Annotated in this window: 14 protein-coding genes; 4 read left to right on the forward strand and 10 right to left on the reverse strand. The window is 71.8% G+C overall.

The genetic code is table 11. The features are described from left to right. Positions 1-190 precede the first annotated feature (190 nt). On the reverse strand, positions 191-1,228 hold the full coding sequence (locus tag N1F89_RS07005; RefSeq protein WP_290082836.1) for a DUF1176 domain-containing protein: 1,038 nt from the start codon (positions 1,226-1,228) through the stop codon (positions 191-193). A gap of 193 nt (positions 1,229-1,421) precedes the next feature. Between N1F89_RS07005 and N1F89_RS07010 the strand changes: the two genes are divergently transcribed. Continuing rightward, complete coding sequence (locus N1F89_RS07010) at positions 1,422-1,877, forward strand: hypothetical protein (RefSeq protein ID WP_290082838.1); 456 nt, start codon at positions 1,422-1,424, stop codon at positions 1,875-1,877. 402 nt (positions 1,878-2,279) lie between these two features. Here the strand turns inward: N1F89_RS07010 and N1F89_RS07015 are convergent, their stop codons facing one another. The 3 genes from N1F89_RS07015 to N1F89_RS07025 form a co-directional block, all read right to left on the reverse strand. Continuing rightward, positions 2,280-2,741 carry a DUF411 domain-containing protein gene (locus N1F89_RS07015; RefSeq protein ID WP_290082839.1) on the reverse strand — a complete coding sequence of 154 codons (462 nt, stop codon included), beginning with the start codon at positions 2,739-2,741 and terminating at the stop codon, positions 2,280-2,282. A gap of 295 nt (positions 2,742-3,036) precedes the next feature. Then, positions 3,037-6,837, reverse strand: a complete 3,801-nt coding sequence (locus tag N1F89_RS07020) for a vitamin B12-dependent ribonucleotide reductase (RefSeq protein ID WP_290082841.1) — start codon at positions 6,835-6,837, stop codon at positions 3,037-3,039. A 591-nt stretch (positions 6,838-7,428) separates the two neighbouring features. Then, complete coding sequence (locus N1F89_RS07025; RefSeq protein ID WP_290082843.1) at positions 7,429-7,842, reverse strand: helix-turn-helix domain-containing protein; 414 nt, start codon at positions 7,840-7,842, stop codon at positions 7,429-7,431. 81 nt (positions 7,843-7,923) lie between these two features. Here N1F89_RS07025 and N1F89_RS07030 point away from each other — a divergent pair, with 81 nt between their 5' ends. Beyond that, on the forward strand, positions 7,924-8,547 hold the full coding sequence (locus N1F89_RS07030; RefSeq protein ID WP_290082844.1) for a cation transporter: 624 nt from the start codon (positions 7,924-7,926) through the stop codon (positions 8,545-8,547). 21 nt (positions 8,548-8,568) lie between these two features. Here the strand turns inward: N1F89_RS07030 and N1F89_RS07035 are convergent, their stop codons facing one another. From N1F89_RS07035 to N1F89_RS07060, 6 genes are all read right to left on the reverse strand, one after another. Continuing rightward, complete coding sequence (locus N1F89_RS07035) at positions 8,569-9,099, reverse strand: cytochrome b/b6 domain-containing protein (RefSeq protein WP_290082846.1); 531 nt, start codon at positions 9,097-9,099, stop codon at positions 8,569-8,571. A gap of 280 nt (positions 9,100-9,379) precedes the next feature. Beyond that, positions 9,380-10,942, reverse strand: a complete 1,563-nt coding sequence (locus N1F89_RS07040; protein ID WP_290082847.1) for an inorganic phosphate transporter — start codon at positions 10,940-10,942, stop codon at positions 9,380-9,382. 206 nt (positions 10,943-11,148) lie between these two features. After that, complete coding sequence (locus N1F89_RS07045; protein WP_290082849.1) at positions 11,149-11,640, reverse strand: NUDIX hydrolase; 492 nt, start codon at positions 11,638-11,640, stop codon at positions 11,149-11,151. Between the two features lie 161 nt (positions 11,641-11,801). Continuing rightward, positions 11,802-12,299, reverse strand: a complete 498-nt coding sequence (gene gpt, locus N1F89_RS07050; protein WP_290082851.1) for a xanthine phosphoribosyltransferase — start codon at positions 12,297-12,299, stop codon at positions 11,802-11,804. Between the two features lie 104 nt (positions 12,300-12,403). Next, positions 12,404-13,246: a universal stress protein gene (locus tag N1F89_RS07055; RefSeq protein ID WP_290082852.1), complete on the reverse strand. Its 843-nt coding sequence runs from the start codon at positions 13,244-13,246 to the stop codon at positions 12,404-12,406. Positions 13,247-13,439: 193 nt separating this feature from the next. Further along, the gene (locus tag N1F89_RS07060; RefSeq protein WP_290082854.1) at positions 13,440-14,180 is read right to left on the reverse strand and encodes a molybdopterin-binding protein; all 741 of its coding nucleotides are present in this window, start codon (positions 14,178-14,180) and stop codon (positions 13,440-13,442) included. 194 nt (positions 14,181-14,374) lie between these two features. Here N1F89_RS07060 and wrbA point away from each other — a divergent pair, with 194 nt between their 5' ends. Together wrbA and N1F89_RS07070 are read left to right on the forward strand one after the other, a co-directional pair. Then, positions 14,375-14,974: an NAD(P)H:quinone oxidoreductase gene (gene wrbA / locus N1F89_RS07065; RefSeq protein ID WP_290082856.1), complete on the forward strand. Its 600-nt coding sequence runs from the start codon at positions 14,375-14,377 to the stop codon at positions 14,972-14,974. Positions 14,975-15,114: 140 nt separating this feature from the next. Next, complete coding sequence (locus N1F89_RS07070; RefSeq protein WP_290082857.1) at positions 15,115-16,086, forward strand: alpha/beta fold hydrolase; 972 nt, start codon at positions 15,115-15,117, stop codon at positions 16,084-16,086. Positions 16,087-16,102 lie beyond the last annotated feature (16 nt).

Genomic DNA, 16,102 nt, shown 5'->3' on the forward strand with positions numbered 1-16,102 from the left:
GCGGCCAACCCCGCGCCGCCCCTCATCCGCCCCTTCGGGGCCCCTTCTCCCCGCAGGCGGGGAGAAGGGGCGGCTGGCGTGTCGCCTTCATGCCGGCCGGCAACGGCGCGTCGGCGAAGACGCGCGCCACCTCACCCTCTCCCCGCTTGCGGGGAGAGGGCAGGGTGAGGGGCGGCGCCGCGGGGGCCGGTCACGGGCCGGTGTGGTGGTCGAGCACGGTGACCGGGTTGATCTCGCCGTCATAGCTCGCATCGACGTCGTAGCGCACCAGCGTGAAGCGGCCGTCGCGGAAGATCCACAGCCCGTCGGAGGCGGCGTCGCCGAGCCCGCGCCATTTGGCGTGGGCCGAGATCGACAGCGTCTGCGGGTCGTAGCCGGAGTTCACCAGCCGGTCCTGCGCGGTGTAGCCGATGATGCGCAGATCCTCGACCGTCTCGCTGGCGTCGTCGCGGTAGCGGATGTCGAGCTCCGGCGTGGCGAAGGACAGCGGCAGCACCTCGCCGGCGTCGTTGGCCAGCACGTAGACATGGATCTCGTTGTAGGCGCCGTTGAAGCACCAGAAGCGGAACAGCCGCGCCTCGCGCTGCGGCTGGTCGGGATCGTCATAGGCGTAGTTGAAGCGGATGGTGTGCGCTTCCGGTTCGGCCGCGTCGGGCGCGGCGTCGGGTGCCAGCGACTGGCAGATGCCGTCATAGTGTGCCGCGAACGCCGCCCGCGCGCGCTGCAGAAGCGCGTCGCCGGCCGGCACCGCGCGGTCGCCGCAGCGCGTCGGCAGCGCCGCGTCGAGCGGCTCGGTGGCGATCGCCAGACGCGCGCCGGTGATGTGCAGCGGCCTGAACGGCGTGCCCTGGATCTGCGGGTTGGCGAGCCGCAGCGTGTAGCAGCCGGCGAAGCGGCGCTCCGAGCCGTCCGCCGCCGTCGCGGCGAGCGCCACGGGCACCTGGTAGACGACGCTGCCGGCCGCTCCCTCCTCGAGCGCCGGGCCGACGCGCAGCGCCACACGCTCGGTGTCGGCGTAGCCCTGCGCATAGGCCTCCAGGCTGTCGGCCGGCGGGGTGTCGAAATAGCCGTAGGCGCGGGCGTATTCCTTGCGGTTGATGGCGTTGTAGAGCGAGCGCACCAGGCTCTCGGCGCTCGAGCGGTCGTCGAGATAGGGCTCGGCCGCCGCCGCGGGTGCCGCGCCGGCGATCAGCATCGCACCGGCGATCGCGCTGAGCAGTCGTCGCATGTCGGGCCTCCAGGCTTGCGAGGCGGCGATGATAGCACCGAAAGGCCGGGCGAAGGAGGCCGCGGTGGCGCGGCGGCTGGCCGCGCGGCACGCCGATCGCTAAATTGCCATGGGCCGGATCAGACCTTTCTTAACGCCGGCGCTCTAGCCTCCGTCGACGGAGAGGCCGGACGATGAGCCGAGGGAGACGATGATGGCGGGCGCCGCCGGCCGCGACTTCGCGGCGATGCTCGACGATCTTCTGGAGGATGCCGAGGTGCCGGAGGACGGCGCCCGGCTCACCGTCTCGCTCGACTATCTCGCCGTCGTGGAGGAGCTGCATTCGGGCCGCATCAGCATCGGCGACGAGGCCGCGGCCTATGCCGAGGCCGGCGCCGGCGAGGCGCCGCGCGCGACAGAGCCGGCCGGCGCGGATGCTTCGCCGCCGCCGCCGCTGCCGCCGATCGAGCCGGAGGCGGTCGCCGCCGAGCTCGGGCTTTCCGGCCGCAAGGTTCCGGCCGATCTCGACCGGCTGCGCCGCGACTTCGCCTTCGCCAACCATCCCGACCGCGTGCCCGAGGCGCTGCGCGCGCGCGCCATGATCCGCATGCAGATCGCCAACATGCTGATCGACGAGGCTCGCCGCGGCCGGCCGCGGCGGCGCGGCTGACGGGCCGGCGGGCCCGGCACGCGTCGGGCTCCCGCCTCCGGCAGACGGCGCGCCCGGCAAGCCGGCGGGGCCATGTCGCGCGGGTCGGCGGCTTTTGCGAGGCGTTTGTCGGCGATGACGGAGGGAGCGGACGGCGACGTTGCGCTTGCCGCGCCGGGGGCAGCGCGGCAAGCGCTGGGGCCGGTCGTTGGGGCAAAGGTTCCGGCCCCGCCGCGCCAAGTCGTCCGGCGCGGAAACCGCTGAAGGATCAGCGGTCTGACGGCGCGTGCTGACTCGCGCCGTCAAGCAGGTGTCGTGCTCCCGGAGCCGTTCTGCCTGTCAGGGAATCGCAGGTCGGCTCCAGCCTGTTGTCGCGACGCGTCTCCGGACGGCGAGCCGGTTTCCACGTCGCCCGGCAACGCGCTAGTTCGCCCCCGCGCGATAGAAGACGCTCGGCGCCTCGCCGGCCGTGCGCGACACGGCGTAGACGTCGTAGCGCGCGGCCGGGTCGTAGCCCATGCCGAGCGAGCCCTGCGGCATGCCCGGCACGGCGATGCCGGCGATCTCCGGCCGCTTCTCGAGCAGCGTCTCGACCGCCTCGAGCGGCACGTGCCCCTCGACGAAATAGCCGCCGATGCCGGCGGTGTGGCAGGCGGCCATGTCGTCGGGCACGCCGGCCTGCGCCTTGACCGGCGCGAGATCCTCCAGATCGCGCGAGACCACGGTGAAGCCGGCCTTCTCCATCGCCTCGGCCCAGGCGTGGCAGCAGCCGCACCAGGGCGTCTTGAAGACGGTGAGGGTTTCGGTCTCGGCGGCCGCCAGCGCGGCGGGGGCGAGGCCGGCCGCGGCGAAGGCGGCGGCGGCGAGGGCGGATTTCAGGCGCATCGGCATCTCCGGAGCAAGCGGGAGGGCCGGGCGGCCTGCACCGCTCGGCCCAGTTTGTCGCAAGCTAAGGGTTCCCGCGACGGAAAGGTCAAGGGGCACATCCGCTTTCATGCGACAAAACGAGGGCGAGGCCGGGCGCGCGAGGGCGGAGGCCGCACGAAAAAGCCGACCACGGTCGCGCGGCCGGCTTTTTCGTCGTTTCCGGTGCCGGCCGCGGCCGGCCCGGTTCGCATCGCGCCGCCGGCTTCGGCAGGCCGAAGGCGGCGCGAATGGCCGCCTCGCACCCTGTGCCCGGCTAGCTGCAGCCGCTGGTCGAGCCGCAGGTGTCGCACTTCTCGCAGGTGCCGTTGCGCACCATGGTGAAGTTCTGGCACTCCGAGCACATGTTGCCGGTGTAGCCCTGCATGATCGCCTTCTGGCGCCGCTCGGCCGCGACCGCCTTGGCCTCGGCCGCCTCGCGCGCCGCCTCGTCGGTGAACGGCCCGGCCTCGGGCGCCTCCTGCGCCACCTCCTCGGCAAGCTCTCGGGCGCGCTCCTCGTAGTCGCGCTTGAAGGCGGTCGCCGTCTCCTCGCGCTCGGCGACGGCCGGCTTGAGCGCCGTCACGCTGGCGCCCGCGGCGACCGCGCGCACCGCCCCGGAGCGGCCGCCGCCGGCGGGCGCCGGCCTGCCGGCCGCGCCGTCGCCGGCCTGGCCCTTCGGGTCGCCCGCCTGGCCGCTCACCACCTTGAGCGGCGCACCGCGCGTCAGCCCCTTGGAGAAGGGCAGCGACTTGCCTTCCGAGATGCCCTTGCCGAGCGCGGTGTTGGTGAAGTCCGAGGTGTCGACATGGGCGAGGTCGTGGCGGCCGAGATAGGAGACCGCCAGCTCGCGGAACACGTAGTCGAGGATCGACGTGGCGTTCTTGATGGCGTCGTTGCCGACGACCATGCCGGCCGGCTCGAACTTGGTGAAGGTGAAGGCCTCGACATACTCCTCGAGCGGCACGCCGTACTGCAGGCCGAGCGAGATGGCGATGGCGAAGTTGTTCATCATCGCCCGGAAGGCCGCGCCCTCCTTGTGCATGTCGATGAAGATCTCGCCGAGCCGGCCGTCGTCGAACTCGCCGGTGCGCAGATAGACCTTGTGGCCGCCGATCACCGCCTTCTGGGTGTAGCCCTTGCGCCGGTTGGGCAGCTTCTCGCGCTCGCGCACCACCTTCTCGACGATGCGCTCGACGATCTTCTCCGTCACCTGCGCGGCGCGCGCCGCCGTCGGCGCGGCGACCAGCTCCTCGACCAGGTCGTCGGTCTCCTCGTCGTCGTCCGACAGCAGCGAGGCGTTGAGCGGCTGCGACAGCTTGGAGCCGTCGCGGTAGAGCGCGTTGGCCTTCAGCCCGAGCTTCCACGACAGCATGTAGGCCGACTTGCAGTCCTCGACCGTCGCCTCGTTGGGCATGTTGATGGTCTTGGAGATGGCGCCCGAGATGAAGGGCTGCGCGGCGGCCATCATGCGGATGTGGCTGTCGACCGACAGGTAGCGCCTGCCGACCTTGCCGCACGGGTTGGCGCAGTCGAACACCGGCAGGTGCTCGTCCTTCAGGTGCGGCGCGCCCTCCAGCGTCATGGCGCCGCAGATGTGGATGTTGGCCGCCTCGATCTCCTTGCGGGTGAAGCCGAGATGCAGCAGCAGGTCGAAGGCCGGGTCGGACAGCTTCTCCTCCGGCACCATCAGCGCCGACATCTGCTCGTCGCCGATCGTCCAGCGGTTGAAGACGAACTTGATGTCGAAGGCCGACTTCAGCGCCGCGTTGATCGCCGCGATCGTCTCGTCCTTGAAGCCCTTGGCGCACAGCGTCGTCGGGTTGATGCCCGGCGCCTGGTCGAGATTGCCGTGGCCGACGGCATAGGCCTCGATCTCGGCGATCTCGGCTTCCGAGTAGCCGAGCGTGCGCAGCGCCTCCGGCACCGCCCGGTTGATGATCTTGAAGTAGCCGCCGCCGGCCAGCTTCTTGAACTTGACCAGCGCGAAGTCGGGCTCGATGCCGGTGGTGTCGCAGTCCATCACCAGGCCGATCGTGCCGGTCGGCGCGATCACCGTCGCCTGGGCGTTGCGGTAGCCGTGCTTCTCGCCGAGCGCCAGCGCCCGGTCCCAGGCGCTGCGGGCGTGCTCGACCAGCGCCGGGTCGGGGCAGTCCTCGGCCCGGAGCGGCACCGGGTTGACCGACAGCGCCTCATAGCCGCCCGCCTCGCCATGCGCGGCGCGCCGGTGGTTGCGGATCACCCGCAGCATGCTGTCGGCGTTGCGCTCGTATTCGGGGAAGGGGCCGAGCTCGCCGGCCATCTCCGCCGAGGTGGCGTAGGCGACGCCGGTCATGATCGCCGTCAGCGTGCCGCAGATGGCGCGCCCCTCCGCCGAATCGTAGGGGATGCCGCTGGTCATCAGCAGCCCGCCGATGTTGGCGTAGCCGAGGCCGAGCGTGCGGTAGGCGTAGGACAGCCGGGCGATCTCCCGCGACGGGAACTGCGCCATCATCACCGAGATCTCGAGCACCATGGTCCACAGCCGCACCGTGTGCTCGTAGGCGGCGACGTCGATCCGCCCGTCCTTGCCGCGATAGGTCAGCAGGTTGATCGAGGCCAGGTTGCAGGCGGTGTCGTCGAGGAACATGTACTCCGAGCACGGATTGGAGGCGCGGATGCGCCCGCCGGCCGGCGAGGTGTGCCAGTCGTTCATCGTCGTGTTGAAGTGCAGGCCCGGGTCGGCCGAGGCCCAGGCGGCGTGGCCGATCTTCTCCCACAGGTCGCGCGCCTTGACGGTGCGCGCCAGCTTGCCGTCGGTGCGCCGCATCAGGTTCCAGTCGCCGTCGGCCTCGACGGCGCGCAGGAAGTCGTCGGTCAGCGACACCGAGTTGTTCGAGTTCTGGCCGGAGACCGTCAGATAGGCTTCCGAATCCCAGTCGGTGTCGTAGGTCGGGAAGCTGATCGCGGTGTAGCCCTGGCGCGCGAACTGGATGACGCGCTTGATGTAGTTCTCCGGCACGGCGTTCTTCTTGGCCGCGCGCACCTCGCGCTTGAGCGCCGGGTTCTTGGCCGGGTCGAAGCAGTCGTCGCGCGTCTCCTCCGAGCCCGCCTCGCAGTTGACGCAGGCGCGCATGATCGCCTCGAGGTGCTTGCGCACGATCTTCGAGCCGGTGACCAGCGCGGCGACCTTCTGCTCCTCGGTCACCTTCCAGTCGATATAGGCCTCGATGTCGGGATGGTCGGCGTCGACCACCACCATCTTGGCCGCGCGCCGCGTCGTGCCGCCCGACTTGATGGCGCCGGCGGCGCGGTCGCCGATCTTGAGGAACGACATCAGGCCGGACGACTTGCCGCCGCCCGACAGCCGCTCGCCCTCGCCGCGCAGGCGCGAGAAGTTGGAGCCGGTGCCCGAGCCGTACTTGAACAGCCGCGCCTCGCGCACCCACAGGTCCATGATGCCGCTCTCGTTCACCAGGTCGTCCTCGACCGATTGGATGAAGCAGGCGTGCGGCTGCGGGTGCTCGTAGGCCGACTTGGAGCGGGTCAGCTTGCCGGTGAAGGGGTCGACGTAGAAATGGCCCTGGCCGGGGCCGTCGATGCCGTAGGCCCAGTAAAGGCCGGTGTTGAACCATTGCGGGCTGTTCGGCGCCACGCGCTGGGTGGCGAGCATGTAGCACAGCTCGTCCATGAAGGCGCGCGCGTCGCCCTCCGAATCGAAGTAGCCGCCCTTCCAGCCCCAGTAGGTCCAGGTGCCGGCGAGCCGGTCGAAGACCTGGCGCGCGTCGCTCTCCGAGCCGCTGCGCGCCTCCTCCGGCAGCGCGGCGAGCGCCGCCTCGTCGGCCACCGAGCGCCACAGGAAGGAGGGCACGTCGTTCTCCTCGACGCGCTTCAGGCGCGCCGGCACGCCGGCCTTGCGGAAATACTTCTGCGCCAGGATGTCGGCGGCGACCTGGCTGAACTGCGCCGGCACGTCGATGTCGGCCAGCCGGAAGACGACCGAGCCGTCCGGATTCCTGATTTCGCTCGTCGCCTTGCGGAAGGCGATCTCGGCATAGGGCGATTGCCCTTCCTTGGTGAACCGGCGTTCGATCCGCATCGTCGTCCCTCTTCAGTCCTATATGTAGCGCCCGGCCGAGCGGATTTCCCCATCCGTCCCGCGGCCGGCGGCGCTGGTCCGCCGCTGTTGCGTCCGCAGCCCTGCGGACGGCTCTCCTGGCGCCGCGGCCCGGCATGCGCGACGCGTCCCGCCCGTGTGGCGGCACCGTCGACGCTGCGCGAGCCCCGGCGGGTCTCGTCTGACGCCTGATTGGCAAGCCCCTCTGAGAAGGGCTCACAGTATCTAGTGCCGAGGCTGCCCGTAAACACCTAAATATAGTATTAACAGGTGATTTACGCCAGTCCCCGCGCCACGCGCCAAACCCCTCCGTCGACGGCGAAACCGCCTCCGGCCACCCGCGCGAAAGCGCGGGCGGAAGCCCCTTTCAGGTACGCATAAAATGGAAAAAAGACCGGCCTCGAAACTTTCCGGCCGCGCCTCAACCCGAAGCGCATGGCCCATACAAAGCGACTCGCCGGGGGGCGTCAAGGACTCGTTTGTTGGAAGTTTTGTGACCCCAATATCTTGTGTGTCACGAATGTGGATAGCGGGGACCGCCGCGCCCGCGCGCGGCGTGCCGTGCGCGGCCTTTCAGTGCGCGCCGGTGCAGTGGGAGTGGTCGGCGAGCGCCTCCAGGACCCGGCATTCCGCGACGCTGCCGGCGCTGCAGGCCGCGGCGATGCGGGCGAGCTCGCGCTCGAGCCGCTCCAGCCGGGCGATGCGCGCGCGCACGGCGCGCAGATGGTCGGCGGCGATTCGGTCGGCCGCCGCGCACGGCCGCGCCGGGTGGCCGGCGAGCGCGATCAGGTCGCGAATCGCCTCGAGCGGGAAGCCGAGCTCGCGGGCGTGGCGGATGAAGACGAGGCGCTCCAGCGCCGCCGCGTCGTAGCGGCGCTGGTTGCCGGCGGTGCGTTCGGCCGCTTCCATCAGCCCGCACTGCTCGTAATAGCGGATGGTCGGGACCTTGACGCCCGTGCGTCGCGCCAGCGTGCCGATCGAGTACATCGCGAATCCCTCTTGAAGCTCTAGCCGCTAGAGACATTATGTCGGGTCCGGACGGTTTCAAGACGCGATCCGGAGGATGCGATGAGTGCGTCGTGCTGCGGCGGCAATGTGCGGTTCGAGGGCCTTTCGGCCGACTACAAGCGGCGGCTGTGGGCGGTGATCGCCATCAATGCCGGCATGTTCGGCGTCGAGATGGCGGCCGGCCACATGGCCGGCTCGCAGGCGCTCAAGGCCGACGCGCTCGACTTCTTCGGCGACGCGGTGACCTACGGCCTGTCGCTGGCGGTGATCGGCGCCTCGCTCGGCGTGCGCAGCGCCGCGGCGCTGGCCAAGGGGCTGAGCCTGCTTGCCATGGGCCTGTGGGTGCTCGGCTCGACCGTCTACCACGTCTTCGTCGTCGGCGTGCCGCAGGCCGAGATCATGGGGGCGGTCGGCGTCCTGGCGCTGGCGGCCAATCTTGCGAGCGTGCTGCTTCTGGTGCGCTACAAGGACGGCGACGCCAATGTGCGCTCGGTCTGGCTGTGCTCGCGCAACGACGCGATCGGCAACGTGGCGGTGATGGCGGCCGCGCTCGGCGTGTGGGGCACGGCGAGCGGCTGGCCCGATCTCGTCGTCGCCGGCATCATGGCCTCGCTGTTCCTGTCGTCGGCCTTCCAGATCATCGTGCAGGCGCGGCGCGAGCGGCTGGCCGGCGCCGCCGCCTGAGGCGGCCACGCCGGCCGTGGCTCAGGCGCGGCGGCCGAAGCCCATGCGGGCGAGCAGCCGGTCGCGCAGCACGAGCTGGTGGTAGAGGGCCGCCGCCACGTGCAGCGCCAGCAGGCCGAGCAGCACGATCGCGCCGAGGCCGTGCGCGGCGCGCGGCTGCAGCGCGTCGAAGTCGGGCAGGGGCCCCGCCGCGCCGAGGAAGAGCTGCGCGCCCGCGCCCGACAGGAGCATCAGGCCGACGCCGCTCGCCGCCATGCCGAGCGGCACCACGATCAGCAGCGCGTGCGCGACGCGCGCCATGCGCGCGGTCGAGCCGGTGCCGGCCGCGGCGGGCCGGGTGTCGGCCGCCCACCACCACACGACGCGCAGCAGGGTGAGCAGCCCGGCCATGCCGCCGGCAGCGACATGGGCGCGCAGGGCCGGCGCGGCGTCGGCCGCCAGGCTGTCGGCGGCGAAACCGGAGCCGAGCGCCACCAGCACGAGCAGCGCGGTCGACCAGTGCAGCGCGACCGCGACGCGGCCGTAGGCGGTGGGAGACGAGCGCAGGGTCATGAAAGCCTCCATCGGTGGGGCGGCGCCGGCCGGGATCGTCCGGGCCGGTTTCGCCGATTAAGATAGCTTGCTATATAACATTGCATAGCACGCTATGCAAGTGCCGGCGCAGCCGGTCGCAGCCGCGGTGCGGGCGGGGACGCAACGCCCGCCCGGCGGTGTGGCGGCCGGGCGACGCCGCCCGGAATGCGCAGGCGGTGCCGAACGGCACCGGCCGGTGCGCGGCGGGTTCGGGCGGAGCGAGCCTTGCGGGGGATGCGGCGGCGGGTGCCGCCGGCGGTCAGCCGACCAGGCCGAAGACGGCGAAGGCGAGGGCGGCGATGATGGCGGCCGCCGGCACGGTGATCACCCAGGCCGCGACGATCGTCGTCACGTGGGCGCGTCGCACCAGCTTGCGCCGTGCCGCCTCCTGGCTGGGGCTGGCGCGCGCGCGAGCCGGCGCGCCGGCGGCCTCGTCGTCCTCCTCGTCGTCGGCGGCGCTGCCGTTGTTGTTGTTATTGATGTTGAGCGCGCCGCGCCGGGCGAGATAGTCGCGCCGGCGCTGCGAGCGCGCCGTGTACCACTCGCGGAAGAAGCCGACGCCGAACACCGCGCCGACCGTGATGTGGGTGGAGGACACCGGCAGGCCGAGCGCGGAGGCGATGATCACGGTGATCGCCGCCGACAGCGCCACGCAGAAGGCGCGCATCGGATTGAGCCGGGTGATCTGGCTGCCGACCATGCGGATCAGCCGCGGGCCGAACAGCATCAGCCCGAGCGAGATGCCGAAGGCGCCGATCAGCATCACCCAGAGCGGGATCGTCACCTCGCTGCCCACCACGTTGGTCTGTGCCGCGAAGACGATCGCCGCCAGCGGGCCGATGGCGTTGGCCACGTCGTTGGCGCCGTGCGCGAAGGACAGGAGCGCGGCCGAGAAGGCGAGCGGCAGGTGGAACAGCCGCCTGAGCGACTGGTTGCGGTTCTCCATCCCCTCCGACTGGTGGCGGATCGCCGGGCTCGAGATCAGCCAGGCGAGCACGAAGGCGGCCACCGCGATGCCCAGCACGCTGCCGGGCCCCAGGTCGGTCACCTTGCCGAGCCCCTTGATGGCGAGATAGCCGGCGAAGGCGCCGGCCATGATGGCGATCAGCAGCGGAATCCAGCGCCGTGCGGCGGCGATCTTGTCGTCCTGGTAGATCATCGTCGTCTTGACGAAGGCCAGGAAGCCGGCCGCCACCACGCCGCCGAGCACCGGCGAGATCACCCAGCTCGCCGCGATCGCCGCCATCGTCGGCCAGGTGACGGCGCCGAAGCCCGCCGCTGCGATGCCCGCGCCCATCACGCCGCCGACGATGGCGTGCGTGGTCGAGACCGGCGCGCCGATCCAGGTCGCCAGGTTGATCCACAGCGCCGCCGAGATCAGCGCCGCCATCATGGCGCGCACGAAGACCGACACCTCGCCCACCGCCTCGGGCGCGATGATGCCCTTGGCGATCGTGTTGACCACCTCGCCGCCGGCCAGCAGCGCGCCGGCGCTTTCGAAGACGGCGGCGATGACCAGCGCGCCGCCGAGCGACAGCGCCCGCGCGCCGACGGCCGGGCCGACATTGTTGGCGACGTCGTTGGCGCCGATGTTGAGGGCCATGTAGGCGCCGATCGCGGCCGCCGCGACGATCAGCAGCGCGCCCGGCTCGCCGACGACGACCAGCGAGGCGAGCACGGCGGCGAGCGCCAGGAACAGCAGCCCCAGGCCGGGCGCCACCAGCGTGCGCGACAGCGTGCTGGTCGCCTCCTCGACGGAGACCAGCTTGTCGAGATCCTTGTCGAGCGTTTCCTTGCGCGCCCGCAGCTCGCTGTCAGCCATGCTCTTCGATTCTGTCTGTGGCCGACCGCCGCGGCGAAACCCGCGGGACGGCGCTGCTGCCGCGCCGGCCGGACATCCCGGCGGCGCGCTCCTGGCGGGCACAATAGGTCATACGCGCCGCGAGGCGACCGTCGAAGGGAATTTTTCCACGACCTTTGCCGGCTGGCGCACCGGCTTGCGCGCGGCCGCCGCCTGTCGGCCGGCGCTCACGCGGCCGAGCGGTGCGGCTCGGGCGAGAAGCCGGCGATCAGCTCGCCGAGATCCGGCTCGGCGACGCGGCGCGCGGCCTCCGCCGGTGCGAGCCAGACGCGCTCGCGCACCGCCTTTTCCGGCCAGCTGTCGGCCTCGTGCGCGACGGCCAGCGGAAACACCGCGACCTCGCAGCGCCGCGTCAGGCCCGACGCCGCGGTCTTGCCGTAGAAGTAGCTGCCGCAGGGGTCGCGGCTGATGCGGCCGTCGACGCCGGCCTCCTCGGCCGCCTCGCGCAGCGCGGCGGCATGCAGCGCCTCGTCGCCTTCCGGCCAGCCTTTGGGCAGCACCCAGCGCCCGGTGCCGCGGCTGGTCACCAGGAGAACCTCGACGCCGCCGCCGGCCGGCCGCCAGGGCAGGGCGGCCACCTGGATGCGCGCCGGGTTCGCGCCGAACAGGCGGCGCACCCTTTCGGCGAGCTGCTTGCGCATGCCGTGGCTGATGAGCATCGTCGAGACCCTCCGCAACGGGGGCGAATCGCTTCGCCGGCTCACCTTTCGAGATAGGTCCGCGCGGGTCCGAAAGCAAATCGGGCGCCGGCCGGCCACGCCGCGGCGCAGCCTGGAGCGGCTTCGTGACGGCCGTGCGACGGCGCGGCCCGATGCGGCCGTCAGCCGCGATGGCCCTCGGCGATCGGCTGCTGGTAGGAAAAGCCGAGGTCCCAGGGGAAGTAGATCCAGGTGTCCTGCGAGACCTCGGTGATGAAGGTGTCGACCAGCGGCCGGCCCTTCGGCTTGGCGTAGACGGTGGCGAAATGCGCCTTGGGCACCATCGCCCGCACGATCGCCGCGGTCTTGCCGGTGTCGGTCAGGTCGTCGACGATCAGCACGCCTTCGCCCTCGTCCTCGAGCAGGCTCGGCGCCACCTCCTTGAGGATCTTCAGCTCGCCCTGCTCGGTGTAGTCGTGATAGGAGGCCACGCACACCGTCTCGATGAGCCGCACGCCGAGCTCGCGCGCGATGATCGCCGCCGGCACCAGCCCGCCGCGCGTGATGCACACGATCGCCTTCCACTGGCCGTTGATGCCGGCCAGCCGCCAGGCGAGCGCGCGCGCGTCGCGGTGGAACTGGTCCCAGGAGACCGGAAACGTCTTGTCGGGATGCTGCATCGCGCTCGGCGCTCCCTCCGCGCAGGCCCGTGCGCGCGGGCCGGAAAGGCGCGCCGATTAGCCGAAAGCGGGCGGCAACGCAAGAGCGGCGCGCCGCATCCCCCTCAGCGCGCCATCAGCGTCGGCACCGGCATCGAGCCCAGGACGGTGCGCGTCACGCCGCCGAAGACGAACTGGCGCAGCCGCGAATGTCCGTAGGCGCCCATCACCAGAAGCTCGGCGCCGAAGTCCGACACCCGGTTCTCGATCACCTCGCCGGCCGGCAGCTCGCCCGAAGTCTCCGACTTGAGCGTCACCTGCACGTCGTGCCGCGCCAGCGCCGCGCAGATCTCCGCGCCGGCCACCGGGGCGTCCTGCTTGTAGCTGTCGGCGGCGTCGACGGTCAGCACCTCGACCGCCTCGGCCTGCTTGAGGAAGGGCAGCGCGTCGAAGGTGGCGCGCGCCGATTCGCGCGTGCCGTTCCAGGCCACCAGGATGCGCTTGAAGACGGGGCCGTTGGTCCGCCCGGCATAGGGCACGAACAGCACCGGCCGGCCGGTCTCGAAGATCAGCGCCTCGACATTGGCGATCTGGTCGGAGGAGGCGTCCGGGTCGATCTGCTGCACGATCACCAGATCGGCGCAGTGGGCGCTCTCCAGGCCCGACAGCGCGGCGTCGCCCGACACGTTCTCCATGCCGCGCCACTCAGCCGACACGCCCTCGGCGCGCGTGCGCTCGTCGAACAGCTTGCGCAGCGCCGCCACCCGCTCCTCGCTGAAGGCGCGGCTCGCCTCGTTGAGGCCGGCCATCGGCGCCCCCATCGGCGCGGCATAGACCATCGGCAGGGCCGTGGCGTGCAGGCCGATCAGATGGCTCCGGCCGTGCGCGGCGAGCGGCACGGCGAGCCCGAGCACGCGTTTGGCGTCGTCCTCGCCCTGCAGGATGGCAAGCAGCGTCTTGTAGCCCATGGATCGTCTCCGTTTCCTCGCCCGAATGCAGCAGCCGCAGCGTCGGACCGGGTTGCCGACACGCGCACCGGCTTGAAGCCGGTGGCGTGGTCTCTTCAACCGATCTTGCCGCAGGCACGGCCGCGACGCCAAGCGATTCCGCCCGGCTGCGACACGGTCTAGACGGCCGGCCGGCGCGCGGCCTTGATCCTGGTCAATCGGTCTGGCTCAGCCCGGCGACCATCGCCTCGACCGCCGCGCGCGCGGTCGCCAGCGCCGCGCCGTCGCGCGAGCGCACGACGATCTCGGTCCAGAACCGGCCGTCGTCGTACTTCGGATAGGAGCCGATGATCGTGTCGGGATGCGCCGTCTGGATGGCGGCGAGCGGTGCGCCGATCGTGCCTTCGGGGAACGGGCAGGGCACCGTCTCCGACAGGAGCCGCGCGCCGGTGCGCAGCGTCGGCAGCACCGCGTCGAGCATCGCCTGGAAGATCGCCGGCACCCCGGCCATCACGTGCACGTTGGCGATGCGGAAGCCCGGCGCCGCCGACACCGGATTGGCGATGTGCGTGGCGCCGCGCGGCATGCGCGCCATGCGCCGGCGCGCCTCGGTGTAGTCGATGCCGCGCCGGGCGTAGTGCTCGGCAAGCAGCGCGTCGGCCGCCGCGTCGACCGCGCAGGGCAGGCCGAGCGCGGCGGCCACCGCCTCGGCGGTGATGTCGTCATGCGTCGGGCCGATGCCGCCGGAGGTGAACACGTAGGTGTTGCGCGCGCGCAGCGCGTTGACCGCCTCGCCGATCGCCGCGGCGTCGTCGGCGACGATGCGCACCTCCGTCAGGTCGATGCCGACGGCCGTGAGGATTTCCGCCAGATGGCCGACATTGCGGTCCTTGGTGCGCCCCGAGAGGATCTCGTCGCCGATGACGATCATGGCTGCGGTCACCGTCTGGCTCATGCGCGCGCTCCGGAGCGGAAGGGAAGCATCGCTCGTGCAATAGACCGCGCCCGCCGCGCCGGCAATGGCGCGCCGGCGGTGAACGGTCTGTCGGCGGCAGCGTGTCTTTCGTCTCTCGCACCGACGCCTAGATCAGGCGGACCGGGCGGCCGCCGCGAGGGCGTGCCGCCCGATCGCATCACAAGGAGAGATCGATGACCAAGATACTGGTTCTCTACTATTCGAGCTGGGGGCACATGGAGGCGATGGCGCAGGCCGCGGCCGAGGGCGCGCGCGAGGCCGGCGCCGACGTCACCGTCAAGCGCGTGCCGGAGCTGGTGCCCGAGGACGTCGCCAGGGCGGCCCACTACAAGCTCGACCAGGAGGCGCCGGTGGCCGCGCCGCTCGAACTGGCCGACTATGACGGCATCATCTTCGGCGTCTCGACGCGCTACGGCATGATGGCCGCGCAGCTCAAGAACTTCCTCGACCAGACGGGGCCGCTGTGGGCCGAGGGCAAGCTGATCGACAAGGTGGCCAGCGTCATGTCGTCGACCGCCACCCAGCATGGCGGCGCCGAGCTGGCCATCGCCTCGACGCAGATGGCGCTGCAGCACCACGGCATGCTGATCGTGCCGCTGTCCTACGCCTATCAGGGCCAGACCGGCAACGACACGGTGCGCGGCGGCTCGCCCTACGGCATGACGACGACGGCCAACTCCGATGGCTCGCGCATGCCCTCCGAACAGGAGCTCGAGGGCGCCCGGTTCCAGGGCCGGCGCGTCGCCGAGGTGACCCGCCGGCTGCACGGCTGAGCGGCCGCACGGCGGCACGACACTCCGGGGAGGGCGGCCGCCGCGGCCGCCTTCCTTTTTCGCCCCGCGCCCCGCGGCCGGCGGGTTGCCTCGCGCCGCCCGGCGGATAGAGTGGCGCGCGGTCTCACCGGGGAGCGTTCATGTCGGCACTGGGAATCGCGGTCATCGTCGTGGCTGTCGTCGTCGCCGCGGCGGCCGGCTATCTCGCCTATCAGGCGCGCCGCACGCGGCGCATCGCGCGCGAGGCCGAGACGCTGGTGCCGCCGCCCGGCCGCTTCGTCGAGATCGACGGCAACCGCATCCACTATGTCGAGGCCGGCGACGGGCCGCCGATCCTGTTCGTTCACGGGCTCGGCGCCTCGCAGTTCCACTTCTCGGTGCCGCTGTTCGATCGGCTGAAGGGCGATTTCCGGCTGATCGCGCTCGACCGGCCGGGCTCGGGCTATTCGACGCGGCCCGGCGACGGGCCGGCGACGCCGTGCGAGCAGGCCGCCTTCATCGTCCGCTTCCTCGACGCGCTCGGCATCGACCGGCCGCTGGTCGTCGGCCATTCGCTCGGCGGCGCCATCGCGCTGGCGCTGGCGCTCGACCACCCGGCGCGCGTCGCCGGGCTGGTGCTGTTGTCGCCGCTCACCCGGCGCAACACCGCGCTGCCGCCGGAGTTCGCGCCGCTCGCCATTCCCTCGCCGACGCTGCGCCGCATCGTGGCGAACACGGTGGCGGTGCCCAATGCCGTGCGCTTCGGCGAGCGCACGCTGGCCTTCATCTTCGGGCCGCAGGAGCCGCCGCCGGACTACGCCATCGCCGGCGGCGCCATCACGGCGCTGCGCCCGAGCCACATCTACGCCACGTCGACCGACCTGATGGCGATCGACGGCGACATGCGGCATCTGCCCGAGCGCTACGGCGCGCTCGACCTGCCGGTGGCGCTGCTGTTCGGCGACGCCGACCGGGTGCTCGACGTCGCGCGCCACGGCCGCGGCATGGAAGGCGCGGTCGCCGGCATCGACCTGGAGATCGTCGCGGGCGTCGGTCACATGCCGCAATTCGCCGTGCCCGAGCGCGTCGCGGCGATGATCCGGCGCACCGCCGCGCGCGCCTTCGCCGCTTGATCGCCGCGCCGCGGCC

This window comes from Aquibium sp. A9E412 (assembly GCF_030398335.1).
Taxonomy (GTDB): Bacteria; Pseudomonadota; Alphaproteobacteria; order Rhizobiales; family Rhizobiaceae; genus A9E412.